Annotated in this window: 24 protein-coding genes; 5 read left to right on the top strand and 19 right to left on the bottom strand. The window is 71.6% G+C overall.

Features of this window, described 5'->3' with window-relative positions; genetic code table 11:
- Positions 1–331: 331 nt before the first annotated feature.
- Genes ACIRSS_RS21385 through ACIRSS_RS21375 form a run of 3 tightly spaced genes read right to left on the bottom strand, consistent with a single transcriptional unit; the run spans position 332 to position 3,362 of the window.
- A complete protein-coding gene (locus ACIRSS_RS21385) occupies positions 332–991 on the bottom strand; it encodes a response regulator (protein ID WP_400897270.1) in 660 nt (219 codons plus the stop codon).
- Positions 988–2,124 carry a MacS family sensor histidine kinase gene (gene macS, locus ACIRSS_RS21380; RefSeq protein WP_400897268.1) on the bottom strand — a complete coding sequence of 379 codons (1,137 nt, stop codon included), beginning with the start codon at positions 2,122–2,124 and terminating at the stop codon, positions 988–990. The genes ACIRSS_RS21385 and macS overlap by 4 nt, the downstream gene beginning before the upstream one ends.
- Positions 2,121–3,362 (bottom strand): AI-2E family transporter, encoded by a 1,242-nt coding sequence (locus ACIRSS_RS21375; RefSeq protein ID WP_400897266.1) that lies wholly within the window; start codon positions 3,360–3,362, stop codon positions 2,121–2,123. The genes macS and ACIRSS_RS21375 overlap by 4 nt, the downstream gene beginning before the upstream one ends.
- A 232-nt stretch (positions 3,363–3,594) precedes the next feature.
- Here ACIRSS_RS21375 and ACIRSS_RS21370 point away from each other — a divergent pair, with 232 nt between their 5' ends.
- Together ACIRSS_RS21370 and ACIRSS_RS21365 are read left to right on the top strand one after the other, a co-directional pair.
- Positions 3,595–4,521 carry a hypothetical protein gene (locus tag ACIRSS_RS21370; protein WP_400897264.1) on the top strand — a complete coding sequence of 309 codons (927 nt, stop codon included), beginning with the start codon at positions 3,595–3,597 and terminating at the stop codon, positions 4,519–4,521.
- Between the two features lie 208 nt (positions 4,522–4,729).
- Positions 4,730–7,945: a beta strand repeat-containing protein gene (locus ACIRSS_RS21365; RefSeq protein WP_400897262.1), complete on the top strand. Its 3,216-nt coding sequence runs from the start codon at positions 4,730–4,732 to the stop codon at positions 7,943–7,945.
- 184 nt (positions 7,946–8,129) lie between these two features.
- Here ACIRSS_RS21365 and ACIRSS_RS21360 read toward each other — a convergent pair whose 3' ends face one another.
- Together ACIRSS_RS21360 and ACIRSS_RS21355 are read right to left on the bottom strand one after the other, a co-directional pair.
- On the bottom strand, positions 8,130–8,900 hold the full coding sequence (locus ACIRSS_RS21360) for a dioxygenase (RefSeq protein ID WP_086675409.1): 771 nt from the start codon (positions 8,898–8,900) through the stop codon (positions 8,130–8,132).
- Between the two features lie 68 nt (positions 8,901–8,968).
- Complete coding sequence (locus tag ACIRSS_RS21355) at positions 8,969–9,349, bottom strand: MarR family transcriptional regulator (RefSeq protein ID WP_400897260.1); 381 nt, start codon at positions 9,347–9,349, stop codon at positions 8,969–8,971.
- A gap of 67 nt (positions 9,350–9,416) precedes the next feature.
- Between ACIRSS_RS21355 and ACIRSS_RS21350 the strand changes: the two genes are divergently transcribed.
- Complete coding sequence (locus tag ACIRSS_RS21350; protein WP_372667503.1) at positions 9,417–9,869, top strand: MarR family winged helix-turn-helix transcriptional regulator; 453 nt, start codon at positions 9,417–9,419, stop codon at positions 9,867–9,869.
- Here ACIRSS_RS21350 and dnaB read toward each other — a convergent pair.
- From dnaB to ACIRSS_RS21290, 12 genes are all read right to left on the bottom strand, one after another.
- On the bottom strand, positions 9,866–11,281 hold the full coding sequence (gene dnaB, locus ACIRSS_RS21345; protein WP_400897604.1) for a replicative DNA helicase: 1,416 nt from the start codon (positions 11,279–11,281) through the stop codon (positions 9,866–9,868). The genes ACIRSS_RS21350 and dnaB overlap by 4 nt on opposite strands.
- A 502-nt stretch (positions 11,282–11,783) precedes the next feature.
- Positions 11,784–12,575, bottom strand: coding sequence for an ESX secretion-associated protein EspG (locus tag ACIRSS_RS21340; RefSeq protein ID WP_400897258.1), 792 nt, complete (start codon positions 12,573–12,575; stop codon positions 11,784–11,786).
- Between the two features lie 86 nt (positions 12,576–12,661).
- Positions 12,662–14,014: a hypothetical protein gene (locus ACIRSS_RS21335; RefSeq protein ID WP_400897256.1), complete on the bottom strand. Its 1,353-nt coding sequence runs from the start codon at positions 14,012–14,014 to the stop codon at positions 12,662–12,664.
- A 1-nt stretch (position 14,015) separates the two neighbouring features.
- A complete protein-coding gene (locus ACIRSS_RS21330; protein ID WP_400897254.1) occupies positions 14,016–14,618 on the bottom strand; it encodes a DUF3558 domain-containing protein in 603 nt (200 codons plus the stop codon).
- Positions 14,615–14,968: a hypothetical protein gene (locus ACIRSS_RS21325; protein WP_400897252.1), complete on the bottom strand. Its 354-nt coding sequence runs from the start codon at positions 14,966–14,968 to the stop codon at positions 14,615–14,617. Before ACIRSS_RS21325 ends, ACIRSS_RS21330 begins: the two co-directional genes overlap by 4 nt.
- Positions 14,969–15,096: 128 nt before the next feature.
- The gene (gene rplI, locus ACIRSS_RS21320; protein ID WP_257926071.1) at positions 15,097–15,555 is read right to left on the bottom strand and encodes a 50S ribosomal protein L9; all 459 of its coding nucleotides are present in this window, start codon (positions 15,553–15,555) and stop codon (positions 15,097–15,099) included.
- A 14-nt stretch (positions 15,556–15,569) separates the two neighbouring features.
- Positions 15,570–15,818 carry a 30S ribosomal protein S18 gene (gene rpsR, locus ACIRSS_RS21315; protein ID WP_003098744.1) on the bottom strand — a complete coding sequence of 83 codons (249 nt, stop codon included), beginning with the start codon at positions 15,816–15,818 and terminating at the stop codon, positions 15,570–15,572.
- Between the two features lie 43 nt (positions 15,819–15,861).
- Positions 15,862–16,374, bottom strand: coding sequence for a single-stranded DNA-binding protein (locus tag ACIRSS_RS21310; protein WP_400897250.1), 513 nt, complete (start codon positions 16,372–16,374; stop codon positions 15,862–15,864).
- Positions 16,375–16,391: 17 nt separating this feature from the next.
- Positions 16,392–16,718, bottom strand: a complete 327-nt coding sequence (gene rpsF, locus ACIRSS_RS21305) for a 30S ribosomal protein S6 (RefSeq protein ID WP_176173898.1) — start codon at positions 16,716–16,718, stop codon at positions 16,392–16,394.
- A gap of 102 nt (positions 16,719–16,820) precedes the next feature.
- Positions 16,821–17,678 (bottom strand): hypothetical protein, encoded by an 858-nt coding sequence (locus ACIRSS_RS21300; RefSeq protein ID WP_400897602.1) that lies wholly within the window; start codon positions 17,676–17,678, stop codon positions 16,821–16,823.
- A 114-nt stretch (positions 17,679–17,792) separates the two neighbouring features.
- On the bottom strand, positions 17,793–18,695 hold the full coding sequence (locus tag ACIRSS_RS21295; RefSeq protein WP_400897248.1) for a hypothetical protein: 903 nt from the start codon (positions 18,693–18,695) through the stop codon (positions 17,793–17,795).
- Positions 18,696–18,816: 121 nt separating this feature from the next.
- Positions 18,817–19,617 carry a hypothetical protein gene (locus tag ACIRSS_RS21290; protein ID WP_400897247.1) on the bottom strand — a complete coding sequence of 267 codons (801 nt, stop codon included), beginning with the start codon at positions 19,615–19,617 and terminating at the stop codon, positions 18,817–18,819.
- 114 nt (positions 19,618–19,731) lie between these two features.
- On the opposite strand from ACIRSS_RS21290, the gene ACIRSS_RS21285 reads away from it, so the two are divergent.
- Positions 19,732–20,505, top strand: coding sequence for a deoxyribonuclease IV (locus ACIRSS_RS21285; protein WP_400897245.1), 774 nt, complete (start codon positions 19,732–19,734; stop codon positions 20,503–20,505).
- On the opposite strand, the gene ACIRSS_RS21280 is transcribed toward ACIRSS_RS21285, so the two are convergent.
- Together ACIRSS_RS21280 and ACIRSS_RS21275 are read right to left on the bottom strand one after the other, a co-directional pair.
- Entirely contained in the window at positions 20,502–22,052 is a 1,551-nt protein-coding gene (locus tag ACIRSS_RS21280; protein ID WP_400897243.1) for a glycosyltransferase family 87 protein, read from the bottom strand. The genes ACIRSS_RS21285 and ACIRSS_RS21280 overlap by 4 nt on opposite strands.
- Before the next feature lie 49 nt (positions 22,053–22,101).
- Positions 22,102–23,160, bottom strand: a complete 1,059-nt coding sequence (locus tag ACIRSS_RS21275; protein WP_400897241.1) for an ROK family protein — start codon at positions 23,158–23,160, stop codon at positions 22,102–22,104.
- A gap of 55 nt (positions 23,161–23,215) precedes the next feature.
- Here ACIRSS_RS21275 and ACIRSS_RS21270 point away from each other — a divergent pair, with 55 nt between their 5' ends.
- Positions 23,216–24,259 carry a Gfo/Idh/MocA family oxidoreductase gene (locus ACIRSS_RS21270; protein ID WP_400897239.1) on the top strand — a complete coding sequence of 348 codons (1,044 nt, stop codon included), beginning with the start codon at positions 23,216–23,218 and terminating at the stop codon, positions 24,257–24,259.
- The last annotated feature ends 38 nt before the right edge of the window (positions 24,260–24,297 follow it).

Below are 24,297 nucleotides of genomic sequence, written 5' to 3'. Positions count from 1 at the left end.
GTGATCGCGCGGACGCCCACCGTCGTCCCGTCACCGGACGGCGGCGTCTGGGCCGTCGACTTCGCCGACCCCGCCTACCGCAGCACCAGCACGCAGACCCGCGACCTCTGGCTGCTGCACCCGGACACGCCCAACTGGGAGCACGTCGCGGCCATGCCGTTCATCACCGAGCACCTCAAGCGCGGCGGCGGGTTCGACTGGTCCGACGCCGGTGACCTCGTGCTGGCCGACGGCGTCCTCGCCGCCTGGCACCCGGGCGAGCCCCAGTGGCGCCTCGGCAAGGCCGCGCTGCCGACGAGCACCTGGTCCGGCTTCGTCGTTCTGCCTTTAGTTACTCCTCGTCGAGGCCGTGCTCGATCGCGTACCGGGCGAGCTCGACGCGGTTGTGCAGCTGCAGCTTCCGCAGCGTCGACTGCACGTGGTTCTCCACCGTCCGGTGCGACAGCACGAGCCGCTCGGCGATCTGCCGCGCGGTCAGCCCCTTCGCGACCAGGCGCAGGACGTCGGTCTCGCGCTCGGTCAGCCGCGGCGGCTCGGCGCCTTCCGCCGGCGCGTCGGCCATCCGCCGGTACTCGCCGAGCACCAGCCCGGCCAGGCCCGCGGTGAACACCGGGTCGCCCGCCGCGGTCCGGTGCACGGCGTCCACCAGCTCCGCCGCCGAAGCCGACTTCACCAGGTAGCCGGACGCGCCGGCCTTCACCGCTTCCAGGACGTCCTTGTGCTCGCCGCTCGCCGACAGCACCAGCACCTTCGTCGACGGCAGCGCCGAGGTGATCTCGCGGGTCGCGTCCACCCCGGACGTGCTGCCCAGGTTCAAGTCCATCAGCACGACGTCCGGCTGGACGGTCCGCGCGATGCGCAGCGCGGCGTCGGCGTCCGGCGCGGTCGCCTTCACGTCGAAGCCGTGCTCGGTGAGGTCGCGGGCCACCCCGTCGCGCCAGATCGGGTGGTCGTCGACCACCATCACGGAGATCCGCGGCTCGTCGCTCATCTCGCACCCCTCGTGCTCGGCACCCTGACCTCCCACTCCGTGCCCCGGCCGGGCCCGGTGTCGAGGGTCGCGCTCCCACCGAGGTCGCGGACCCTCCCCCGGATGGATTCCACCACGCCGAGGTGCCCGTCCGCGGCCGCTCGCTCGAGAACGCCGTCCGGAATGCCCGGTCCGTCGTCGCGGACGCTGACCACGACCTCGCCGCCGAGATCCTCCAGCAACACCCAAGCCCGCGCGTCGGGACCCGCGTGCTTCTCGACGTTCGACAGCGCTTCGCGGGTGATGGCCACCAGTTCGTCGGTGACGTGGGCCGGCAGCTCGACGTCGTCCGCCGGGGTCGAGACCTGCACCGACGACGTCGCGAGCAGCTGCAACGCGGTGCGCAGGCTCGCCGTGCCGCGGTCGTTCGGCGTCAGCGGTTCGGTCGTCACCAGCGACCGCAGCGCGATCTCCTGCTCGCCGGCCAGCTTGGCCAGCTCGGCCGCTTCGCCGCCGACCTCGTTGCCGCGCTTGCGGACGCGGGCCAGCACCTGCAGCACGCTGTCGTGGATCGACCGCGCCAGCCGCTCCCGCTCGGCCGTCGCCGCTTCCTTCCGCAGCGCCTGCTCCAGCCGCGCCGCGGACCGTCGGCCCATCGTCGCGGCCATGCCGACCAGCAGCCCGGCCGCGGCCAGCAGGACACCGTCGCGGGCGACGTCGAGGTCGAACTTGTCCCGGGCCAGCCCGGTCGCCACGCCGACGACCAGCCCGGCCAGCACCCCGCCGCCCGCGCCGAAGCGCGCGCCCGCGGCAACCGGCGGCACGGCCGCCCACACCGTCGTGATGAGCGGGACGTTCAGCGCGAACTGCGCGTCGCTCAGCACCCACGGCGAAGTCAGCAGCAGCGCGGTCGTCAGCACGAGGTCGAAGACGACCAGCGCCGGCGGCCGCGTCCGCTCGCGCAGGTAGAGGAAGCTGCTCACCACCGACCACCCGGCCATCACGCCGAGGATCGTCCAGGCCAGCCACTCGCGTTTGTAGTGCCCGCTCTGGACGATCACGGTGGCGCAGGCGAACGCCCAGGTGAGCACGCGGAACGCGAGCACGCCACGCCACATCGGCGTGATCGGGTCCGGTGACCGCCGGGTGGTCACGGCTTGTCGTTGCGCTTCGGCGGCTCGGCCGTCGACGACCCGGCTTCGGCCTCGCCGACCGTCGCGATTTCGGCTTTCGGCCCCCCGGGTTCGGCGTCGTTCGGCTGCGCGGCCTGGTCCTTCAGGACGTCCACCTCGGCCGGGTCCGGGTTGGTCTCGTGCAGCAGCGACCGGACGCCGGCGTTGAGCACCGCCAGCAGCGGCACGGCCAGCAGCGCGCCGGCGATCCCGCCCGCGACCAGGCCGGCGGTGATGGCCAGCACCACGGCCAGCGGGTGCAGCTTCACCGCCCGCCCGAGCAGCAGCGGCTGCAGGATGTGGCTCTCCAGCTGCATCACGCCGATCACGATGGCCAGCACGATCACCGCGCCGATGAACCCGTTCGTCACCAGCGCGATCAGCACCGCGACGCCGCCGGTGATGACCGCGCCGATGATCGGGATGAACGCGCCGATGAACACCAGCGTCGCCAGCGGGATCACCAGCGGCACGCCGACGATCCACAGGCCGACGCCGATGCCGACCGCGTCGACCACCGCGACCGCGGCCGTCGCCCGCACGTAGCTGACCAGCGACGCGAAGCCGCGGCGCCCGGCGACGTCGACGCGGTTGCGGACCCGCCGGGGCACCGCGCGGACCAGGAACGTCCAGATGCCGTCGCCGCCGCTGAGGAAGAAGATCGTGATGAACAGCGTCAGCAGGAAGCCGGTGAGGATCTCGCCGACGGTGCTCGCCGTCGTCAGCGCGGTCGTCGTGATCGACGCCTGGTTGTTCTGGATGAACCCGATCGCCTGGTTGATGAAGTCCTGGATCTGCTCCTGGCGCAGGTGCGGCGGCCCGTTGAGCAGCCACTCCTTGATCTGGTTGAGGCTGTCGTTGAGCTGCTTCTGCAGCTGCGGCAGGCCGGAGGAGAACTGCGTGATGACGAACGTCAGCAGCCCGCCGAGCACCGCCAGCCCGGCGACCAGCACGATCGCCGTCGCGAGCCCGCGCGGGAACCTCACCGCCACCAGTTTCTGCACCGCGGGCGCGAGCAGCGCGGACAGCAGCAGCGCGATGGACAGCGGGATGATGACGACGGACAGGTAGCCGATCACCCAGACCACCGCGTACAGCGCGGCGATCACGACGATGAACCGCCACGCCAGCGCGGCGCTGATGCGCAGGCCCCGGGGGATCAGCCCGGTGATGTCCTCGTGCTCCGGCAGGAACGGGTCTTCGCGTCGCGCGTGGCTCACCGGATCACCGTACTGGCAACGGCGCCCGATTCGGCCGCTTTCCGCGGGCCGAGTCCGACACGCTCGGCTGCCAGGAACGATCACCCCGTGTCAGACCCGATTGCACGCTGTGTTCTTCACACGATGGGGGCATCAAGTCGTGTCGAGGATGCGAGCGGTGTCGCGGATTTGGTTAGGTCGCTTCCGCAACGGCAATCGCCGTCGAGCACCCGGTTTCGAAGGAGACGCACCAGTGGCCGACCACGCGACGAACGAGGGGCAGGGCGCCAAGCGCGCCGGCCGCTTCGTGTCGCGTGCGCTGCTGGTGCTCGGCGGTGCCGTGGCCGGTACCGCCGCCGCGTGGCTCGTCTCCGGTGCGACCGCCTCCGCGGACACCGTCGAGGTGGGCACCTCCTCCGTCGCCCCGGTCACCGAGGCCGCGACCGGCAGCGTCAACGACGTCAACGACGGCGCCGCGGACGCGACCGGCGACGTCGCCGGCACGAGCTGCCACCAGGGCGTCACGACGTGGAGCGCGCCGTGCGCCCGCGTCCTCGGGCACGAGGTCTCCGACCGCGTCGGCGACTCGGTTTCGGACCTCGCCGACGACGCCGTCGTGAGCCCGGCGCACCGCACCCTCGGCGCGGTCGAGCACATCGTCCGCCAGCCGCAGGACACCCGCCAGGTCCTCGAGCAGACCTTCACCCCCGAGCCGGCCCACGACGTCCTGCAGCTGCTGGACCCGGCCGGCCACGGTGACCTGGTTCCGTCGCTCCCGGGGCTCTCCCCGGTCGAGCAGGCGCCGGTGACCACGGGCATCGGCCAGGCCACGGATCCGGTCGCCGTCTCGACCGTCGAACTCCCCGCCGCGTTGCGAGCCCCGCTCGCGATGCCGACGGGTTTCCAGCACGACAACGGCACCGCTGCCGCGGGCGAGTCCCGTGATTCCCACCGCGACCTGCCGTCGCCGCTGGCCCCGGTGCAGCTTCCGGTCGCACCGTCCGTCCCCACCGCCCCGGGTGGCAGCACTGCCCCCGGTGGTCACCTCGACGGCCTCAACTTCGGCGTCCCCTTCTGGACGACCCAAGCCGTCGACTCCGCCGTCGCGGCCATGAGCCGCGCCGGCCTGCGCACCGCGATGCGCACCCCGGGCGAGCAGCCCGGCGTCACTCCTGACTGAACACCTCCCTTCACGGGTCGCTGACGCGCCCAAGTCCGTCTTCATCTGACGGCTCCTGCGTCCGCGCGATACCCGTGACACGGCGGTGCGCTTTGTTGCGCCCGCAAGAAGTTCCTTCCCCCTCGGTGCAGCTCGGACTCCGTTTCGAATTCGACGAGCGCACCCCCACAAGCCCGCAAGGGAACCCGAAATAAAGGAGAAAAACCCCATGCAGACGTGGGCAAAGCGCGGACTCCAGACCGCACTTGTCACGGGTGGGTTGCTGATGCTGGGTACCGGCATCGCCTCGGCTGACGAGAACGTCAACCCCGACACCCCGGCTTCCCCGCTCGACCTGAACGTCACGGCTCCCATCCAGGAAGCCAACAACGCGGTCGGCACCCCCTTCGGCCAGCTGGACCTGCCCGCCGGGCAGACGGAGCTGAGCACCAAGCCGGTCACCAACGCCGCGAACGAAGCGGCGAAGCAGCTCGACGAAGCGAGCCCGATCAGCCAGAGCACCCTCGGCGGTGTCACCAAGGCCGACGGTGCGGGCGCCTTCACCCCGAGCCACAACAACCTCAAGGGCAACAAGGTCACCGGCGACGTCGTCGTCCCGATCCAGATCGTGGACAACGCGGTCGGTGTGCTCGGCGACGCGAACGTCCAGGGTGGCAACCACACCCAGACCTGGGACCACAACCAGGACATCGCGACGACCGGGCAGGACTCGAGCCTCGCGGGCAACGCGGTCGCCCTCGACTGGGCGCTCCCCGTGCAGATCGCCGGGAACGGCGGCGGCGTCGCCGGCGGCACCGGCCGCGTGACCGGTGGGTCGGCCAGCCAGAGCACCACCGAGACCGGGAACGTCGACACCAACGGCGACGGCTCGGCCCTCTCCGGCAACGTGGTGGCGGGCCAGTTCGCCACCCCGGTGCAGGTGACCGGCAACGCCGCTTCGTACCTGCTCGGCAACGGGCAGAGCCACGGCTACTCGGCCGACACCGTCGCCACCTCCGGCGGCTCGCTGTTCAGCTCCGGTGACAACAGCGCCGGATCGGGCAACGTGGTCGGCGCGCCGATCGCCCTGCCGGTCAAGTTCAACTGCAACTCGGGCGCCGTGTGGGGCTCGCTGTCGAACTCCGACGGCTGCAACACCTCCGCCGACGCCACCGCCGGGGCGACCCGCGACGGCAGCCTCGGGATCCCGACCTACCTCGAGACGAGCGGCAACGACTCGTTCCTGTCCGGCAACGGCGGGGCGGCCTCGCTGTCCCCGATCGCGAACGTCGCGGGTGTCGCGGGCTCGTGGATCGGCAACGCCTCGGCGGGCATCCCCGACGCCGGCAGCTCCTCCAGCACGGTCGACTCGGGCGGCTTCGTCAAGACCGCCGGTGACAACGCGAGCGGCTCGGGCAACGTCCTGAACCCGTCGGTCGCGCTGCCGGTCGAGGCCTTCGGCGTCGGTGGCACGTACATCGGCCAGGCGAACGCGGCGCACGACAACACGACCGACGCCAACGCGGGCAACGGCAGCTACACCAAGGGCAACGACTCCGTCCTCGGCGGCAACATCGTCAACACCCAGACCGCGGGCGCGCCCGAGGTCTTCGGCATCGGCGGCAGCCACATCGGCAACGCGTCCGGCACGGCGACCGAGGACAAGACGGTCACCGCCGGGGCGTACGACGGCACCCAGGGCGACAACTCGTCCGGCTCGGGCAACGTCGTGCAGGTGCCGGTCGGCCTGCCCGCCGAGGTCTTCGGCGTGGGCGGCTCCTTCATCGGCCAGGGCTCCGGCTCGGCCGACGAGACCAAGGTCGTCTCCGGCGGCGGCGGTGGCAGCACCCACGACGACAACGGCTTCCTGAGCTCGAACCTGGGCACCGTGCCGGCCTCGCTGCCGGTGCAGGTCGCCAACATCGGTGGCGCGTTCGTCGGCCAGGGCCACGGCAAGGGCTCGACCGACACGACGTCCAACGCGGGCGGCGACGTCACGGCGAACGGCCCCGCGGGCGCCGGCGCCGGCAACATCGTCGAGGCCCCGGTCTCGCTCCCGGTGCTGGCCGCCGGCAGCGGTGCCGCCCTCGCGGGCATCGGCACCGGTGAGAACGACAACATCACCGACTCCAAGGCGGGCGGCAACGCGCTGACCGACGGCCAGGACGGTGCGCTGACCGGCAACATCGTGAAGGCCCCGGTCGGGGGTGTCGCGCAGCTGTTCAGCGACGGCGTCGCGGGTGCGGCCCTGGGCCACGGCCTGGGCACCAGCGACACCAAGTCGCAGGCGGGCGGCGACGCCACCACCGACGGTGACCGCGGCGCGGTGGCCGGCAACATCATCGGCGCGGACGCGCTGCCGGTCGCGCAGGTCTTCGGCGACGCGGTGAGCGCGGCGGGTGTCGCGAGCGGCACCGGCATCAACACCACGTCCGTGCAGAACGCGGGCGACGACACCACCTCGGGTGTCGAGGGCGCCATCTCCGGCAACATCCTCGACATCCCGGCCACGGCGATCGCGCAGCTGTTCGGCGACGCGGTGACCGTGGGCGGCGTCGCGCACGCCGTCGGCGACAACTCGCTGACCACTCAGAACGGCGGCGAGCCGGTCACCGAGGGTGACGGGTCGAGCCTGTCGGGGTACAACTTCTACCACGACATCGTGGCGCCGGTGCAGATCTTCGGCGTGCCCCTCGAGGTGCTCGGGGTGGCCACCGCGGACGCGACCGACATGACGAGCATCAACGGCGAACCCACGGACGTGGCCGAGACGATCGCGAACCCGGTCGAGGGTTCGGAGCTGGGTGCCGGCGAGCTGCCCTCGCTGACCGGGCTCGCCAGCGGCCTGCCGACGGCGGGGCTGCCCACCCAGGGCCTGCCCGCGCTGCCGACCGCGCTGCCGACCGCCGCGCCGATCGGTGCCCAGCGCGCCGACCTGCCGACCGGGGGCAACCCGCTGGCCGGGCTGACCCAGCTGGCGCACCTGGGCGGCATCCCGGCGATGCCGAAGCCGACCCTGCCCAACACCGCGGCGCTGCCCGCCGTGACCGGGCTGTCGGCGCTGGGTGGTGCCCTGCCGGGCCACACGCAGCGTGCGGACCTGCCGACCGCGGGCCTGCCGATCGCGGCCCCGGCCCTGCCGGCCGTGCCCGCCCTGGGCGCCCTGCCCGGCTCCGAGCGTGCGGACCTGCCGACCGGTGGCCTGCCCGTCGCGCTGCCGGCGCTGCCCGCCCTGGGTGGCGGCGTCCCGACGCTGCCGGTCGCCCTCCCGGTGACCCCGGCCCTGCCCGCGACCCCGGCGCTGCCGGCCGCCCCGGCCCTGCCGGTGAACGCCAAGCTGCCGGTGCTGGACAGCGCCGCCCCGGCCGCGCAGGTTCCGGCCATGTCGGGCCTGGACTCCACCGGCTTTCTCGCGAAGCTGCTGGGCCTGGTGAAGCGCAAGTAGTTCGGTGACGCCGGGCGGGTTCAGCCAGAACCCGCCCGGCCCCCAACCCCCGGCAGGCGCTCCACCGCGCCGCGAGGTCTCCTCGCACGGAGCGCCTGACGATCGCGAGAACGCTCCTTCCCTGGAGACGGCGAGCCCCAGGAACCGATCAGGTTCCTGGGGCTCGTTCGTGTTCGGGGGCCGGTCAGGAGAACTGCAGCGACCGCTTCGCCAGGCCGTGCCAGAAGCCGTCGATCACCGTACGGCCGGACTTCTCCTCCGCGGTCGCGCCGAGGGAGACGAACAGCGGCGCGAAGTGCTCGATCCGCGGGTGCGCGAGGGCCGCCGCCGGCGCCTTGTGCCGGAAGTCGAGCAGTGCGTCGACGTCTCCGCCGCGCACGACCTCGTCACCCCAGTGGTCGAACTCGGCCGACCACGCGGGCGGCGTCCCGTCGGTCGCGCGGGCCATGCCGCTCAGGTTGTGGGTGAAGAAGCCGCTGCCGATGATCAGCACGCCTTCGTCGCGCAGCGGCGCGAGCTTGCGTCCGAGGTCGAACAGTTCCTGCGGGTCGAGCGAGGGCATCGACACCTGCAGCACCGGCACGTCGGCGTCCGGGTACATCTCGACCAGCGGCACGTAGGCGCCGTGGTCGAGGCCGCGCTCCGGCGCGTCGTGCACCGGCGTGTCTGTGGAGCGGAGCAGTTTCCGCACCTTCTCTGCCAGCTCCGGTGCGCCCGGCGCCGCGTACTTCACCTGGTAGTAGCGCTCGGGGAAGCCCCAGAAGTCGTACACGAGCGGCACGGTCGTCGTGGCCGCGATGGTCAGCGGGGCCTCCTCCCAGTGCGCCGACACGACGAGGATCGCGCGGGGCTTGGGCAGGTCGGCCGACCAGGCGGCGAGCTGGCGGGTCCACGTGGTGTCGTCGGCGAGCGGCGGCGCTCCGTGGCTGAGGTAGAGGACCGGGGTGCGGGTCATCGACGGCTCCAGTGCTTGAAAGTTCAACTACTAGGATACCTGACGCCGGCGCCGTCCGGGTTATTCCTTCAGTGGCTCTCGAGGTTCGCCGCGCAGCGCTCCAACGTGCGGATCGTCGTGCGGTAGTCGTCGTCGCTGATGCCGTCGGCCACCGTGGTCCGGAACGTGTGGACGCGCGCCTCGACCCGGGCGTGGGCCGCGCGGCCGGCGTCGGTGAGCTCGCCGCTTTCGGCGACCCACCCGCGGGTCCGGAGGTCGGCCAGCTGGCGGGCTGTCTCGCCGAACGGGGCCAGTGCCGCGCCGACCTCCTCCGGCGTGCGGGCGCCGAGGGCGATCGTGTTGAGTACCTGCCAGTGCCGGCGGCTCAGCGACTCCGCGTCGAGGGCCTGGGCCATGGAGGATTCGAGGAGCTCGTGGACGTGGCGCAGGTGCCATCCCAGGGGTTTCACGGGTACTCCGATGATGTCGGCGAACAACTACATGTAAAAGTACATGCAGTTCGGAGGTGGAGCAACCATGACGGACGCGGTGGCCGAGGTCGAGCGCGCCATGATCGCGATCCGCCGGAGCCAGCAGCGGCGGGCGCTGAGCCGGATCGGCAAGGCCCGTGGCCAGGGCGCGCACGACCCGGTGCACGAACTGCTCGACGTCGTCGAAGAGCTCACCGAACGCGGTGAGGCCGGCACGGTGACCGCGTTGAGCGCGGCGATGGGTGTCGACCAGCCGCGCGCGAGCCGGCTGGTGGCGCGCGCGGTCGAGCAAGGCCTGCTTCGCCGCGAAGCCGATCAGCGCGACGGACGGCGTGCCGTGCTCGTACCGACCGAGGCCGGCCAGGCGCACCTCGACGAGCTGCACGCGTTCCGGCGCTCGGTGTTCGCCGAGGTGATGGCGGACTGGCCGGAGGAGGACCGCGAGAACTTCGGCCGGCTCCTCACGGCGTTCGTCCGCGGGTACAGCGCGCTCGGCTAGTCGTGCGAGAGGTCCACGAACCGGCTGTAGTGCAGCTGGTGGGCGACGGTGATCGTCGCCGTCGGGCCGGCACGGTGCTTCGCGATGATCAGGTCCGCCTCGCCCGCGCGCGGGTCGTCGCGCTCCCACGCGTCCGGGCGGTTGACCAGGATGACGAGGTCGGCGTCCTGCTCCAGCGAGCCGGACTCACGCAGGTCGGACAGCATCGGGCGCTTGTCCGTCCGCTGCTCCGGACCACGGTTCAGCTGGCTGATCGCGATCACCGGGACCTCGATCTCCTTCGCCAGCAGCTTCATCTGCCGCGAGAACTCCGAGACCTCCTGCTGCCGCGATTCGACGCGCTTGCCGGACGTCATCAGCTGGAGGTAGTCGAGGACGACGAGCTTGAGGTCGTTGCGCTGCTTCAGCCGCCGGGCCTTCGCGCGGATCTCCATCATCGTCATGTTCGGCGAGTCGTCGACGAACAGCGGCGCCTCGGAGACCTCGCTCATCCGGCGGGCCAGCCGTGTCCAGTCGTCGTCGGACATCTTGCCGCCGCGCATGTCGGCGAGGCGGATCTTGGCCTCGGCCGAGAGCATGCGCATGACGATCTCGGTCCGGCTCATTTCCAGCGAGAAGATGACGCTGGTCAGGCCGTGCCGGATGGACGCCGAGCGCGCGAAGTCCAGTCCCAATGTCGACTTGCCGACACCGGGACGGGCCGCGACGATGATCATCTGACCCGGGTGCAGCCCGTTGGTCAGCTCGTCGAAGTCGGTGAACCCGGTCGGGATGCCCTGGGACTGGCCGCCGCGCGAGGCGATGGCGTCGATCTCGTCCATCGTCGGCTGCAGCAGCTCTTCCAGCGCGACGTAGTCCTCGCTGGTCCGGCGCTCGGTGACGTCGTAGATCGCGGCCTGCGCGCGGTCGACGACCTCGTCGATGTTCGCGCCGTCGGCCGCGGCCGCGCCGTAGCCGTACTGCACGATCCGGGTGCCCGCCTCGACCAGCCGGCGCAAGACCGCCTTCTCGGCGACGATCTCCGCGTAGTAGCCCGCGTTCGCCGCCGTCGGCACCGTCGCGATCAGCGTGTGCAGGTACGGCGCGCCGCCGACGCGGCCCAGCTCGCCTCGGCGCTCCAGCTCCGCCGAGATGGTGATCGGGTCGGCGGGCTCGCCGCGGCCGTAGAGGTCGAGGATGCAGTCGTAGATCGCCTGGTGCGCGGGCTTGTAGAAGTCGTCGGGGCCGAGCGCCTCGATGACGTCGGCGACCGCGTCCTTGGACAGCAGCATGCCGCCGAGCACGGACTGCTCGGCCGCGATGTCCTGCGGCGGCTGGCGGTCGAACCCGCCACCGCCACCCCCGGGCCCGGGGTCGCTCGGCCCCGGGTCGGACTCCGCGTACATCGGACTGCGGTCGTCGGTCAGCGCCACCGCCCCGGACACCTCCTCATCGTGTCGAACACCCGTTCGAGTATGCCGGATCTTCGCTCTCGAAGCACGCGGCTCGATCCGCGGCACCCGTCTCCAGGCCCCTCCCCGATGATCGGGGACAACGTCCGTCAGTCGTCTTAGACACGCGGAGCGCCACCGTGAGTACAGGCCCGAGCGGGCACGCTAGATCCCCCGGAAGGCGGATGGCAATTCAGGATGGGGACCCTTCTGTGGACAACCTGGGGATGAATGGGGGTAACCAGTCACAGGTGGCGCCAGAGCTGTGGACAAGTTGGGGACAAGGTCGATCGGCTTCGGTGAACCCGCAGGTCAACGCCTGTGAACAAGGTGTGGAGAACTTGCCGAAAACTCGTTCGGCGTGTCGCGTGAAACCCGTTGTTCGGCGTGTCGTGGACCAGCCGGAGACCATTGGGCCACCCGGCCTGTGGATGAATATCACGGAGGGTAGAGCCGTAACCCGGTGGGCTGAACGGCCGACGGGTCAGGCCGCGGTGAGCCTGCCCTGTGCGCTGCGTAACCGGTCAGCGAGAACGCGCTGGTCGGCCGGGGTGAAGGCGATCCGGTTCTCCCCGCGCCCCGGAACCTCTTCGGTCAGCCATCGGCCTTCCGAGGTATCGATGTAGTTCACCGGCCGTTCGATCCGGTGCCGGCCGCCGGTGCGGCTGCGGGCCGCCACGTACAGGCTGCCGCTCCCCATTCGGCGTAGCGACAGGATCCGCCGGAGCTCTTCGACCTCCTGCGAGCCCTCGGCCGGACGGTCGTTGCGGAGCACGGCGTACGCGCCGCCGTCTTCGCCGCGGGCGGTCCCTTCGAGCTGGCTCTTCGGCACCGCGAGCGGCGTCCCGCGCCCGGGCGCCAGCTTCGGGATCTGACCCAGGAAGTCGTCGAGCAGCTCTCCCGGCCGCGAGGACGCCAGCACGACGACGTCCAGCTCTTCGTGCTTGGCCAGCACGAACGCCTCGCCGCTGGCGCTGCCGGCCAGCAGCCGGTAGCTGACCGGCTTGCCCTGGAACCCGCCGTCGATCCAGCCGTAGTACTCCAGCTGCGGCCGGGCGATCGCTTCGATCGTCGCGACGAACCCGGGGTGCATGCCGCGCGGGCCGTACAGCCCGGCCTTGGCGAGCTCGGCGTTGACCCGCTCGTCCTCGGCGCGCTGGGCCTCGTCGCTGTACCAGGTCGGCGTCTCGGACAGCACCGTGTGCGGCTCGCCGCCCCGGCGCCTGATCAGGTTGATCAGGGTGCCGGTCGAAATGGTGACCTGCCTGTCCAGCACGCTTTCCCCCAGTAGGAATCCGAACCCGGTGCAGCGAAAACGCCGGGCGCGCCCATCTTGGCACGCGCCCGGCCGTCCCGCGTGCGCTACTCGCCGATGACCGGCGGGGCCGTCAGCTCGTCGGTCCCGAAGATGTCGTTCGGGTCGTCGCCGAGGAGGTACTTCGACGTGCGTTCCTCGTCGCCGCCGCCCTGGCCCTTGGCGCCGTGGCCCATGCCGCCCATGCCACCCATCCCGGTGGAACCCGCGCGCCCGGCCGCCGCGCCGCCCGCGCCCATCGCGCCGCCGGCCCCCATGCCGCCCCGGCCAGCGCCGGCCGCGCCCGCGCCACCCGGCAGGGCCGCGCCGCTCGAGCCGCCGGGCCCGAAGCCCGCGCCGCCGCCCGGGCCGAAGCCCGCCGTCGGGTCGCCGACCCCGCCCGACCCGCCGGGGCCGAACCCGCTGCCCCCGCCACCGGAGAAGCTCGGCGTGCCACCGCCGGGGCCGAAGCCCGGCATCCCCGGCACGTCCGACGGCGAGAAGCCGGACGAGTGCGTGCCGTCGTTGAAGTTCGGCGGGGTGTAGGTGCCGCCGCCGGGGAGCTTCGACGGGTCGTAGCCACCGCCGGGCACCTTCCCCGGGTCGAAGCTCGGCACCTTGGACGGGTCGTAGCCACCGCCCGGCACCTTCGACGGGTCGAAGCCGCCACCGGGGATGTTCGGCGGCTGGCCGTTGAACGACGGGACCCCGCCAGGCCCCGGGATGTTCACGCCGCCGGGACCGGTGCCCGGAGCACCTCCGCGCTCGCCGTTCCCGTTGCCGTCTTCACCCGGTTTCTTCTTGCCGTCCTTGCCGTTGTCGACGTTGACGTTCTCCTGCTGCCCCTTGAGCGCGGAGTACGTCGGCATCTTCTGGCCGTTGTCGTTGCTCGCCTTGTAGTAGGTGTTGAAGGCGTCGACGTTGGCCTGGCCCTTGGTGTTGTAGTCGCGGATCGCCCGGTCGGTGTCGGTCGTCCACGGCGTCACCGCGTTGAGCAGGTTGTTCTTCGGCGGGTCCTTCGGGACCTCCTGCACCTGCGCGTGCACCGTGGTGAACGCGGTGTTCTGCTCGCCGAGGTACTTGTCGGAGTCGGTGAGCTTGGTCCCCGAGTCCTCCATCCACACCCGCAGCGGGTGCGCGCCGGCGTTCTGCGCCGCGTCCGAGCCGCCGCCGGTCCAGGCCGCGTCCATCTCCTTGGCCAGGGTGTCGATGGTGGTGAGCCGGTCCGCGTACGCGCCCTTCAGCCGGCTCGCCGCCGCCTGCCCGTTCTGGATCGAGCCGGTGCCCGGGCCGGTGGTGATCTGGTGCCAGATGTCGTAGCAGTCGATCTTGCGGTCACCCTGCACCGACGTGTGGTCGTCCGAGTGCGTGGTGGCCATGTTGTACGCGGCGAAGCCGCCGAGCAGGACCAGTTCCAGCATCTCAGCCCCCCATCAAGGTCTGGATCATCGCTTCGCCGAACTTCCCCGCGACCGAGCACGGGTCCGACGCGCCGGCGCCGTGGTCGTACTGGACGAGGATGTTGACCGCCAGCTCGTTGGTCACCCCGACGAACAGGCCGCACTTGCCGTTCTTGCGGTCGTCCAGCGCGGCGGCGTAGACGGCCGGGTACCCGTAGGCCTGCGACTCGCCGAAGTAGGCGTCGTTCGCCTTGGTGTCGTAGACGTCCTGGAGCCCGTTCTTGTTCGCCGTCACCGTGGTCACGTCGATCTGGTTGCCCGGGTCGGCGGCTTCCTGGTACGTGCAGCTCGGGCCGTTGCCCGTGCTGCGCGGGGAGCCGTCGCCGAGGCCCAGCGCGGCGCGGCCGGCCGCGTTGATGGAGTTGCACGCGTCCGACGTGATGTTCGCGGTGTTCAACGGTTCCGGCACGCGCGGCGCGGAGTCAGCGGCGGACCGGGAGGTCTCGCTGCTGCTCGTCTCCGCGGTCGCCGCCGGGTTGGCGGTGCCGCGGGTCTTGCCCGAACAGCCCGCGACGGCGAGCACGGCGAAGACCAGGGCCGGAACGGCGAGGAGTCGTCGGTTCACGTGGCCTGGTTCCCCGTCTTCGAGAGGTCGGCCCGGGTTTCCGACTCCTTGGTGGTGATTTTCTGCTTCGCGGCCGTCAGGGCTTCGATGTAGTTCTTGACGTACTCCTGCATCTTGGAGTTCTGCTCGAGGAACGCCTTGCCGGACGGGTTCGCGAGCTTTTCCCAGTCGCCGCTGGCGAACTCCTTGCCGGGCGCCTTGACGTTCGCCATCAGGTTGGCGTCGTCGTAGTCGCGCTTGAGGTCGGCCTGGAGGTCCTGCCACTTCTTGATCACGCCGTCGATCTTGTCGGCGTCGAACGTGAATCCCCCTCCGCCGGACGGCGCGGACATGTTGACCTCGTTACCCATCCGAGTGCGCTCCCTTCGCGTCCCGCTCCATTGTCCTACGACGGCCGCCGTCTGTCCGGGGTTCCCCCGAAACGCGTGAAGGCGGGCCGCCCACCAGGGAGCGACCCGCCTTCGTCACGCGTACTGCCTTACTGCGAGGCCTTGACCTCGAGGCGCACGTCGACCTTGACGTCCGGGTGCAGCCGGGCGCCGACCGAGTGCTTGCCGACGGTCTTGATGTGGTCGCGCAGCTCGATGACGCGCTTGTCGAGCAGCGGGCCACCGGCCGCCTTGATCGCGTCGACGATCTCGCCGGCGGTGATCGAACCGAAGAGCTTCTTCGAGCCCTCGGCCGCCTTGCCGGTGAGCTGGATGGCGCCGAGGCCCTCCAGCGTCGCCTTGATCTCCTTGGCGTGGTCGAGGTCGCGGATGCGACGGCTCTCCTGCGCGCGCTGGATCGTGCGGACGTTCTTCTCCGCGCCCTTGGAGGCCACGATCGCGTAGCCCCGCGGGAGCAGGTAGTTGCGCGCGTAACCGTCCTTGACCTCGACGATGTCGCCGGGGCCGCCGAGGTTGGCCACGTCCGTGGTGAGGATGATCTTCGCCATGTCAGTGCCCTCCCTTAGCGCGCGGTCGAGGTGTAGGGCAGCAGCGCCATCTCGCGGGAGTTCTTGACCGCGATGGCGATGTCACGCTGGTGCTGGCTGCAGTTGCCGGTGACGCGACGGGCACGGATCTTGCCGCGGTCGGAGATGTACTTCCGCAGCAGGTTGGTGTCCTTGTAGTCGATCAGTTCCGGGCGGCCCTTCTTCTCGGCCTTGCAGAACACGCAGACCTTCTTCTTGGGCTTGCGAATGGGTGGCTTGGCCACTGTCTACTCCTGGTAATTCAAATCTTTGTGGATGTGTGCGAGATCAGAAGGGGGGCTCGTCCGAGAAGCCGCCGCCCCCGCCGCCACCGGCGGGCGGGGCCGAACCCCACGGGTCGTCGGCGGGCGCGCCGCCTCCGCCACCGCGGTTGCCACCGCCACCGCCGCCGCCGAAGTCACCGCCGCCGCCACCGCGGCTGACCTTGTTGACCTTGGCCGTGGCGTAGCGCAGCGAGGGCCCGATCTCGTCGACCTCGAGCTCGACGACGGTGCGCTTCTCGCCTTCCTTCGTCTCGAACGACCGCTGCTTGAGGCGGCCCTGCACGACGACGCGGGCGCCGCGGGTCAGGGACTCGGCGACGTTCTCCGCCGCCTGGCGCCAGATGTTGCAGCGCAGGAACAGCGCCTCGCCGTCCTTCCACTCGCCGGACTGCCGGTCGAGCGTGCGCGGGGTGGACGCGACGGTGAAGTTCGCGACCGCCGCACCGGACGGGGTGAAGCGCAGTTCCGGGTCGGACGTCAGGTTGCCGACCACGGTGATGACGGTGTCTCCGGCCATCGGGGTTCCCCTCGGGCTCAGGCCTTGGCGGCGGCGGGCTTGGCCGCGGCGCGCTTGACCTCGCGGCGCATGACCTTGGTGCGGAGCACGGTCTCCTGCAGCGACAGCTGGCGGTCCAGCTCCTTCACCGCGTCCGAGGACGAGTTCAGGTCGAGGAGCGCGTAGATGCCCTCGGCGTGCTTCTTGATCTCGTACGAGAGGCGACGACGGCCCCAGACGTCGACCTTCTCCACGGAACCGCCCGAAGTGCGGATCACGTTGAGGAAGTTGTCCAGCGTGGGGGCGACCGTGCGCTCGTCGAGCGTGGGGTCCAGGATGACCATTACCTCGTAATGGCGTGACACAACCACTCACCTCCTATGGGCTCGCGGCCACGGACTGTCCGTGGCAGGAGGGTTTGTCCAGGTAAGGCTACCTGGGGGTGCTCCGGGGGCCGGACGCCGGGGTCAGCTCGCGCGGCGCAGGACCCACGTGCGGACGAGCCCCGCCGTGACGCCGGCCAGCACGATCACCGCGAGCAGCATCGGCAGCTGGACGTCGTTCGACCCGCCGTTCGAGGCGAGCGACTGCGCGTTGCCCGCGTCCCGGATGCCGGCGCTCTGGCCGCTCTGGTCGCCCTGACCCGCCTGCGGGGCGGAAGCGTCACCCGGGAGCGTCCCGTTCGCGGGGTACCGCGCACCCGGGGCGACGGCCGTCCCGGCGGTCGCCGTGGGGATGCCGCTGTAGTCGCGCATCGGGGCGCTGCCGCCCGTGCCACCCGCGGTGCCGGGGTTCAGGTTGGAGAGGTTGCCGGTGCTGCCGCCGGGGACGGTCCCGGTGCCGCCCGGCGTGGTGCCGGTGCCGCCGGTGCCCTGCTGGCCCGGGGCGACGTAGTTCGTGGCGACGGTCGTCAGGCCGCAGCCCTGGGCGACGTGCGCGGAGATCGAGCTGAGGACCTCGTTCTTGGTGCTGTCCAGCACGCCGAGGCCGTTGGCGCCCTTGAGCGCGGTCGCGACCACGCCGCCGATCGCCGAGCCGGCGATCGTGCCGCCCGCCGCGTTCGGCACCTCGCCGACCGGCAGCGCGCCCTTGCCGGCGATCGTGTCGGCGAGGGAGTTCGGCCACACCGAGAGCGCGGTCCACAGGTGGGAGTTCACGTAGTCCTGCGCGCCCTTGCGGACCAGCTCCTTCACCGAGGAGCCCTGGATCGCGACCGTGTCGCCCATGCTGCCGTTCACGGCGCCCGAGCAGGTGCCCGCGAGCGTCGTCGCGGCGGAAGCCGTGCCCGTGGAAAGGAATGCGCCGCCGGCCAAGAACGCGGCCATGGCGGTGGCGGTCAGGATCTTCCGCACGTGCGGGTCCTCCAAAGCTTTACGGGGGCGTCGTTCCAGGCAACAGGATCAACGAAGGCGATACGCGAAAGATACTCGGCAGTCGGGTCAATTCGCAGCGGCCATTCGGCGGAGCACCCAGGTCCGCACGAGGCCCGCGCTGACTCCGGAGAGTGCCAGCACCGCGATCAACAGGGGCAGATTCGACCCGTCCGTGAAACCGTTGGACACCGACGGTAGCGCTTCGGCCTGACCCGCCGTCTGGATGCCGGAGTTGCCCGCGGCGTTCTGGTCCGGCCCGTTGAGGCCGTACTGCGGCGCGTAGCCCGGGATCTGGCTGCCGTACCGGAGGGCGGGCGACGGCGTGAACAACCCGGCCGTCGCGAACGGGATGCCGCTGTAGTCCCGCATCGGCGCGTACCCGGTGCCGACGGTGAACGGGAAGCCGCCGAACACCGGCGTGCTCGAGAAGCCGGGCAGGAGCGGGCTGTTGGCGTCGGGGATCGGCGTGGTGCCCTGCGGGGTGCCACCCTGCGGCGCGCCGCCGGTCCCACCGGACTGCGGCGGCTGCTGCGGGTTGCCCCCGGTGCCGGGCTGCGGCGACGCCTGCTTGCCGCCGCCGTTGATCGTGTTGAGGCCGCCGGTCGCGGCCGAGTTGACGCCGTCGACGCCCTGGTTGATCGCGCTCGCCGCGGGCGCGCCGACCACCGGGACCGGCGAGACGACGGTGTTCACGACGTTCACGGTGACCTTGCAGACCGTGTTGAGCAGGCCGCCGACCGTGCTCGTGAGCACGGTGGTCGCCTGCCCGACGATGCCCAGGTCGACGGGCAGCGGCAGCCCGAGCAGGGTCCCCTGGATGTGGTCGCCGGGCTTCGCGGTGACGGTGCTGCCGCAGGGCACGGTCTTGGTGTCGGCGGAAGCGGTGCCGGGCATGCCGAGCACGGCCGAACCCGCGAGCACGAACGCCGTCGCTCCGGCCGCCGTTGCCCTCCGTGTCCGATCCTGCATACTCGCCGCCCCTTGCCTCGTCGTCTCTCCCCAGAACAACGACGTTAAGGCAGCGCGGTGACGCCCGCTCGTTCAGAAATGTCCGGCATTCGAGTGGAAGCGGACGTCACCTTGGGTGAGATCAGGCGGGCTTGCGCCGGATCCAGGCCCGGACGAGGGCCGCGGCGACGACCGCCAGCGCCAGGACCGCGAGCAGCACCGGCAGCTTCGCCGGCGGCGTGACGGCGGGCAGCGCCTCGGCGGTGCCGGACTTCTGCTCGTCGACCGTCGGGACCTGCTGGCCGGGGATGATCTGCGCGATCACCGGGGCCTGCACCAGGCTGCCGGGCAGCAGCGAGGCGTTGCTGAAGATGCCCGAGATCGCGTCACCCGGCAGGCCGGCGTTGCCGGGACCGGTGGTCACCGGGCCGGTGCTGTTCCCGGGCGGGTTCTGCCCCGGCGGCGTCGGGCCGGGCGGGGCCGGCGGTGCGGGCGGAGCCGGCGGGTTCGGGCCCGGCGGGAGCGGCAGCGGGGGCAGCTCCTCGGCCACGCCCTGCGTCACGCCGCCGACGGTGTTCACGACACCCTGCGCGGCCGGGCAGACGGTCTTCCCCGCCGCGTCGCCGACAACCGGCACCTCGCCGATGCCGAGCGCCCGCACGGTGTCGCCCACCGGGAGGGTGAGCAGCGGGGCCGAGCCGTTCGTGTTCTTGGCGCTGGAGTCGAGCCCGACGGTCAGCCGGTCGGGAGCGTTCAGTGGGGCGCCGGCGTCGAGGACCAGGCCGGTCTTCGCGTCGCGGGCCTGGCCGTTCTGGAGGGTGGCCGAGCAGTCGCCGCCGAGGGTGGGACTGGTGTCCGCGCTCGCCACGCCCGGCAGCGCGAGGGCGGCGGAAGCGGCGAAGGTGAATCCCAGTGCGGTGATCCGGGTGAGCTGCTTCCCCATCGATGCCCTCCGGCAGTCGGACCAATCTGGATCACGGAACGCGCTCACGGTACTCCACGAGCGTCACCAGCCGGTCCCACAGGGGAAAGAAGCACCCGGAGTAGCGTGCTCGGCATGCTGATTGGCGCCCATGTCCGTGACGACGACCCGTTGACCGCGGTCGCCGAGCGCAAAGCCGACGTCGTCCAGTTCTTCCTCTCCGACCCGCAGGGCTGGAAGGCCCCGAAGCCGCACCCCCACGGCGAAGCCATCAAGGCCGACCCCGTCGAGGTGTTCATCCACTCTCCGTACCTCATCAACGTGGCTTCGCTGAACAACCGGATCCGGATCCCGTCCCGCAAGAACGTCACGCAGCACGCGGACGGCGCGGCGGCCGTCGGTGCGAAGGGGCTGATCGTGCACGGCGGGCACGTCGGCGACACCGACGACGTCGAGGTCGGCCTGGACAACTGGCGCAAGCTCTTCGAGCGCGAGCAGGAGAAGGGCGGCTTCAAGGTCCCGATCCTGATCGAGAACACCGCGGGCGGCGAGAACGCGATCACCCGCGACCTCGACGTCATCGCCCGGCTCTGGGACAAGGTCGGCGAGTTCGGCGCCGGGTTCTGCCTGGACACCTGCCACGCCTTCGCGGCCGGCTGGGACCTCGCGACCGCCGTCGAAAAGGTCAAGGCCATCACCGGCCGGATCGACCTGGTGCACCTGAACAACTCCCGCGACGAGTTCGGCTCGACCCGCGACCGGCACGCCAACGTCGTCGAGGGCGAGGGCACGATCGACCCCGAGGTGCTGGTCGAGGTGGCCCGGGCCGCCGGCGCGCCGGTCGTCGTCGAGACGCCGCCCGACGGCCAGGCGGCCGACATCGCCTACCTGCGCGAACAGCTGGGCTAAGCGGCCACGGTCTTGCGGCGGCGCCGGACGGCGTTCGGGACGATCACGTCCCGGGCGCCGTCGAGGAAGCCGCCCGCCGGGTCGTCGTCGCCCGCGGCCCGGACCAGGTCGGTACCCGGCTGGTAGATCTCGCGCACGACCAGCACGCACAGCGCGGCGACGGCGAGGTCGCGGACCACGACCGTGCCGAGGAACCAGCCCTCCGGCAGGCCCTTGTGGTCGACGCCGAGGTAGTAGAACATCCGCGGCACCCAGACCAGGGCGTCGATCAGCATCCAGCCGAGCAGCAGCCGCCAGCGCGGGATCGCCAGCACGGCCAGCGGCACCAGCCACAGCGAGTACTGCGGGCTCCACACCTTGTTCGTCAGCAGGAACGCCGCGACGACGAGGAACGCGAGCTGGCCGACGCGCGGGCGGCGCGGGGCGGCGAGCGCGACGTAGGCGATGCCCGCGCAGCAGGCGAGGAACAGCACGGCGACCGTCAGGTTGAGGTAGGCCGGGTTCTGGTTCTTCTGCAGCACGCCGTCGAAGCCGGCCCAGCCCGTCGTGTACGAGAAGACGTTGTACAGCGAGTCCGGGTCCATCGGCCGCAGCGTGTTCATCCGGAAGAACTCCCACCAGCCGCGGGTCGCGGTGAGGATGAACGGCGCGTTCACCGCCAGCCAGGTCGCGATGGTGGCGGCCGCGGTCTTCCAGAACGGCGTGAGCTTGCCCGCGCGCAGGCACAGGAAGAACAGCACGCCGAGCAGGAACAGCGGGTAGAGCTTCGCCGTCGCGCCGAGGCCGAGCAGGAGCCCGGCAAGCAGCGGGCGTTTGCGCGCCCAGGCGAGCAGGCCGGTCGCGGTGAACGCCGTCGCGATCGCGTCGAAGTTCGTGAACGCGTGCACCAGCACCAGCGGCGAGACCGCCACCAGCACCATGTCCCACGGGCGGCGTTTCATCGTCCGCCCGGTCGCCCACACGGTGACCAGCCAGGCCAGCGCCAGGAAGAACGCGGTGAGGTCGAAGTAGACCGCGACCGGCAGCGCGCCGGGCAGCCAGCCGCTCTGGGCGACGTCCAGCCAGCCCGCCGCGAGCTTCGCGTTCGCCCACTGGAAGAGGCCGGTGAACACCGGGTACTCCATGTACCGGGTGTTGTTCTCCGCGGTCTGCGAGCTCTCCTTCCACGACGTGTAGTACGGGAAGGTGCCCGGCCGGTCGAGCCGCTCGGAGCTGTAGAGCGGCACGATGTCCGAGTAGCACATCGCGACGAACGGGCGGCCCGCGCGCCAGTCGAGCTGGGTGGCGCCGCTGGAGTCCTGGTACTGCTGGATGCAGGAGCCCTTGCCGAACCAGCAGAGCATCAGCGCGAGGGTGGCCAGGAGCAGGCCGACGCGCTGCGGCGACCAGAACCAGTGCCGGCCGACCGCCGCGTGCTCGCCGAGCGGGCCGCCGATCGGTCTGGTGACCGCCGCCGCGAGGGGCTCGTTCCAGCTCGGCACGACCCGTTCCGCCCGGGTAAGCGTCACGGGGCCGGGCTCCGGCTCGCGCGTGGTCTCCTCTGGCACGAGTGCGGATGTTAGCGGTCGGCGCCCGTCGCCGAGGTGAAGGCGGTGATCATGCCGGATTCGCGTAGTACGAGGCCAGGACCTCCGCGGCGGCTCCGCGCGTGACGATCTCCTCGCCGCCGTCGTCCTCGACGACCTCGATCCGCTGCCACTGCGGCAATGGCAGCAGCTCCGCCAGCCGGGCCGAAACGGCCTCGCGGTGGACGTCCGGTTCGTCCCGCACGGCGCGTCCGGCCAGCACGATCCGCTCCAGGTCGAGCACCTGGACGAGGTCGGCGAGGCCGATCCCGAGGAAGCCCGCGGCGGTCCGCGTGTCGGGCGCCCGCTTGGCCATGATCTCGACGCAGCCGCGTCGCCCGCAGGCGCAGACGGGCCCGTCGAAGGCGATCGTGGTGTGCCCGAACTCACCCGCGTTGGTCCGCGGGCCGCGGTAGAGGCGCCCGTCGATCAGCAGGCCGACGCCGATGCCGGTGCCGACGAGCACCACCGCGGTCGCCGTCGGCTCGCCGTGCGGCCAGAGCCGGGCGAACGCGGCGGCGTTGGTGTTCTTGTCGAGCGTCACCGGCAGCCCGGTGCGCTTCTCGAGCAGGTCGCGCAGGGGGACGTCGTGCCAGCCGGGCATGTTCGTCGCGTCGCGGACCAGGCCGGCGAGGTGGTCCAGCGGGCCGACCGCGCCGAGGCCAAGGCCCAGCACGTCGAAGCCGTCGGCGAGCTCGAGCGCGGTCGTCCCGATGGCCTCGACGGCCTGTTCGGGCGTGAAGCCGGCCGGGAGCGGGCCGCCGGCCGTCTCCTCGACCTCGCCGATGAGGTTGGTGCGCAGGACGCGGTACTCGTCGCGGTCCAGGCGCGCGCCGAGCGCGTGCCGGGCGCCGGCCCGGATGGTCAGCTGCGTGCGGGGCTTGCCGACCCCCGTCGAAGCCTGGCGTTCCTCGTCCAGCAGGCCGGCGTCGAGGAGTTCGGGCACGATCTTGGAGACGGCCTGCTGGGTGAGCCCGGTGCGTTCGGCGAGCTCCACGCGGCTGAGGCCGCCGGCGCGCAGGATGTGCGTGAGCAGCAGGGCGCGGTTGTGCTCGCGCACGTTGCGCAGGTTCACCCCGGTGTCCGCCATGGACAGGATCTTCCCACGCCTGGCCAATTAAGCAACACTGTTGTTTAATGGGGGCATGAGTGACTTGCGCGTGGGCATCCTCGGGTACGGCATCGGCGGCCGCGTCTTCCACGCGCCGCTGGTGGCGGCGACGCCCGGGCTCACCCCCGCGGTGATCACGACGTCGAGCAACGCCGCCCAGGCGCGCGCCGACCACCCCGGCGCGGAGGTCGTCCCGGACGCCGACGCGCTGTTCGAGCGGGCCGGCGACCTCGACCTCGTCGTGGTCAGCACGCCGAACCGCACGCACGTCCCGCTCGCGCTGCGGGCGATCGAGGCCGGCCTGCCGGTGGTCGTCGACAAGCCGTTCGCGCCCACCGCGCTCGAAGCCGAGCAGGTCGTCGCCGCGGCGAAGGCGGCGGGCGTCGGCCTGACGGTCTTCCAGAACCGGCGGCTCGACTCGGACTTCCTCACCGTCCGGAAGGTGCTCGAGTCCGGCAAGCTCGGCGAGGTCTTCCGCTTCGAGTCCCGCTACGACCGCTGGGTGCCCAAGCCCAAAGACAACTGGCGCGAGTTCGGTGACCCGGCCGAGGCCGGCGGCCTGCTCTACGACCTCGGCGCGCACATCGTCGACCAGGCCCTGCAGCTGTTCGGCCCGGTCACGCAGGTCTACGCGGAGACCGACCGCCGCCGCGCCGGCGTCCAGGTCGACGACGACGTGTTCGTCGCGCTGAAGCACGCCAACGGCGTCCGGTCGCACCTGTGGGCGTCCGCGCTCGCCGGCACGCTGAACCCCCGGTTCCGGGTGCTCGGCGACCAGGCGACGTTCACCAAGTACGGCCTCGACGTGCAGGAACCCCAGATCAAGGCGGGCATGCGCCCCGGCGACGACGGCTGGGCCGTCGAACCCGCGTCGGACGCGGGCCGCATCGGCGTCGGCAACGACGTCAAGACGGTCCCCACCGAGGCGGGCCGCTACGAGCAGTTCTACGCCGACGTGCGCGACGCCCTGCGCGGCGAGGGCGACTTCCCGGTCGACCCGGAGTCGTCGGTCGAAGCCCTGCGCGTGATCGAGGCGGCGCACCGCTCGGGTGTCGAAGGAACGGTCATCAAGCTCTGACCCCCAGTCTGGCCGTGACGCCGGTGTCCCCCAGCGCC

It is taken from the genome of Amycolatopsis sp. NPDC101161 (genome assembly GCF_044768185.1).
Lineage (GTDB): Bacteria > Actinomycetota > Actinomycetes > Mycobacteriales > Pseudonocardiaceae > Amycolatopsis.
This window is presented reverse-complemented; position numbering and strand designations above follow the sequence as displayed.

Excerpts from the sequence above, each read along its gene's own strand:
- ACIRSS_RS21360 (WP_086675409.1), bottom strand. The coding sequence starts at position 8,900 with ATGACCCGCACCCCGGTCCTCTACCTCAGCCACGGAGCGCCGCCGCTC.
- ACIRSS_RS21270 (WP_400897239.1), top strand. The coding sequence starts at position 23,216 with ATGAGTGACTTGCGCGTGGGCATCCTCGGGTACGGCATCGGCGGCCGC.
- ACIRSS_RS21290 (WP_400897247.1), bottom strand. The coding sequence starts at position 19,617 with ATGGGGAAGCAGCTCACCCGGATCACCGCACTGGGATTCACCTTCGCC.
- ACIRSS_RS21385 (WP_400897270.1), bottom strand. The coding sequence starts at position 991 with ATGAGCGACGAGCCGCGGATCTCCGTGATGGTGGTCGACGACCACCCG.
- ACIRSS_RS21275 (WP_400897241.1), bottom strand. The coding sequence starts at position 23,160 with ATGGCGGACACCGGGGTGAACCTGCGCAACGTGCGCGAGCACAACCGC.
- ACIRSS_RS21325 (WP_400897252.1), bottom strand. The coding sequence starts at position 14,968 with ATGGGTAACGAGGTCAACATGTCCGCGCCGTCCGGCGGAGGGGGATTC.
- ACIRSS_RS21350 (WP_372667503.1), top strand. The coding sequence starts at position 9,417 with ATGACGGACGCGGTGGCCGAGGTCGAGCGCGCCATGATCGCGATCCGC.
- ACIRSS_RS21295 (WP_400897248.1), bottom strand. The coding sequence starts at position 18,695 with ATGCAGGATCGGACACGGAGGGCAACGGCGGCCGGAGCGACGGCGTTC.
- ACIRSS_RS21300 (WP_400897602.1), bottom strand. The coding sequence starts at position 17,678 with ATGGCCGCGTTCTTGGCCGGCGGCGCATTCCTTTCCACGGGCACGGCT.
- ACIRSS_RS21285 (WP_400897245.1), top strand. The coding sequence starts at position 19,732 with ATGCTGATTGGCGCCCATGTCCGTGACGACGACCCGTTGACCGCGGTC.
- rplI (WP_257926071.1), bottom strand. The coding sequence starts at position 15,555 with ATGGCGAAGATCATCCTCACCACGGACGTGGCCAACCTCGGCGGCCCC.
- ACIRSS_RS21310 (WP_400897250.1), bottom strand. The coding sequence starts at position 16,374 with ATGGCCGGAGACACCGTCATCACCGTGGTCGGCAACCTGACGTCCGAC.
- ACIRSS_RS21335 (WP_400897256.1), bottom strand. The coding sequence starts at position 14,014 with ATGCTGGAACTGGTCCTGCTCGGCGGCTTCGCCGCGTACAACATGGCC.
- ACIRSS_RS21365 (WP_400897262.1), top strand. The coding sequence starts at position 4,730 with ATGCAGACGTGGGCAAAGCGCGGACTCCAGACCGCACTTGTCACGGGT.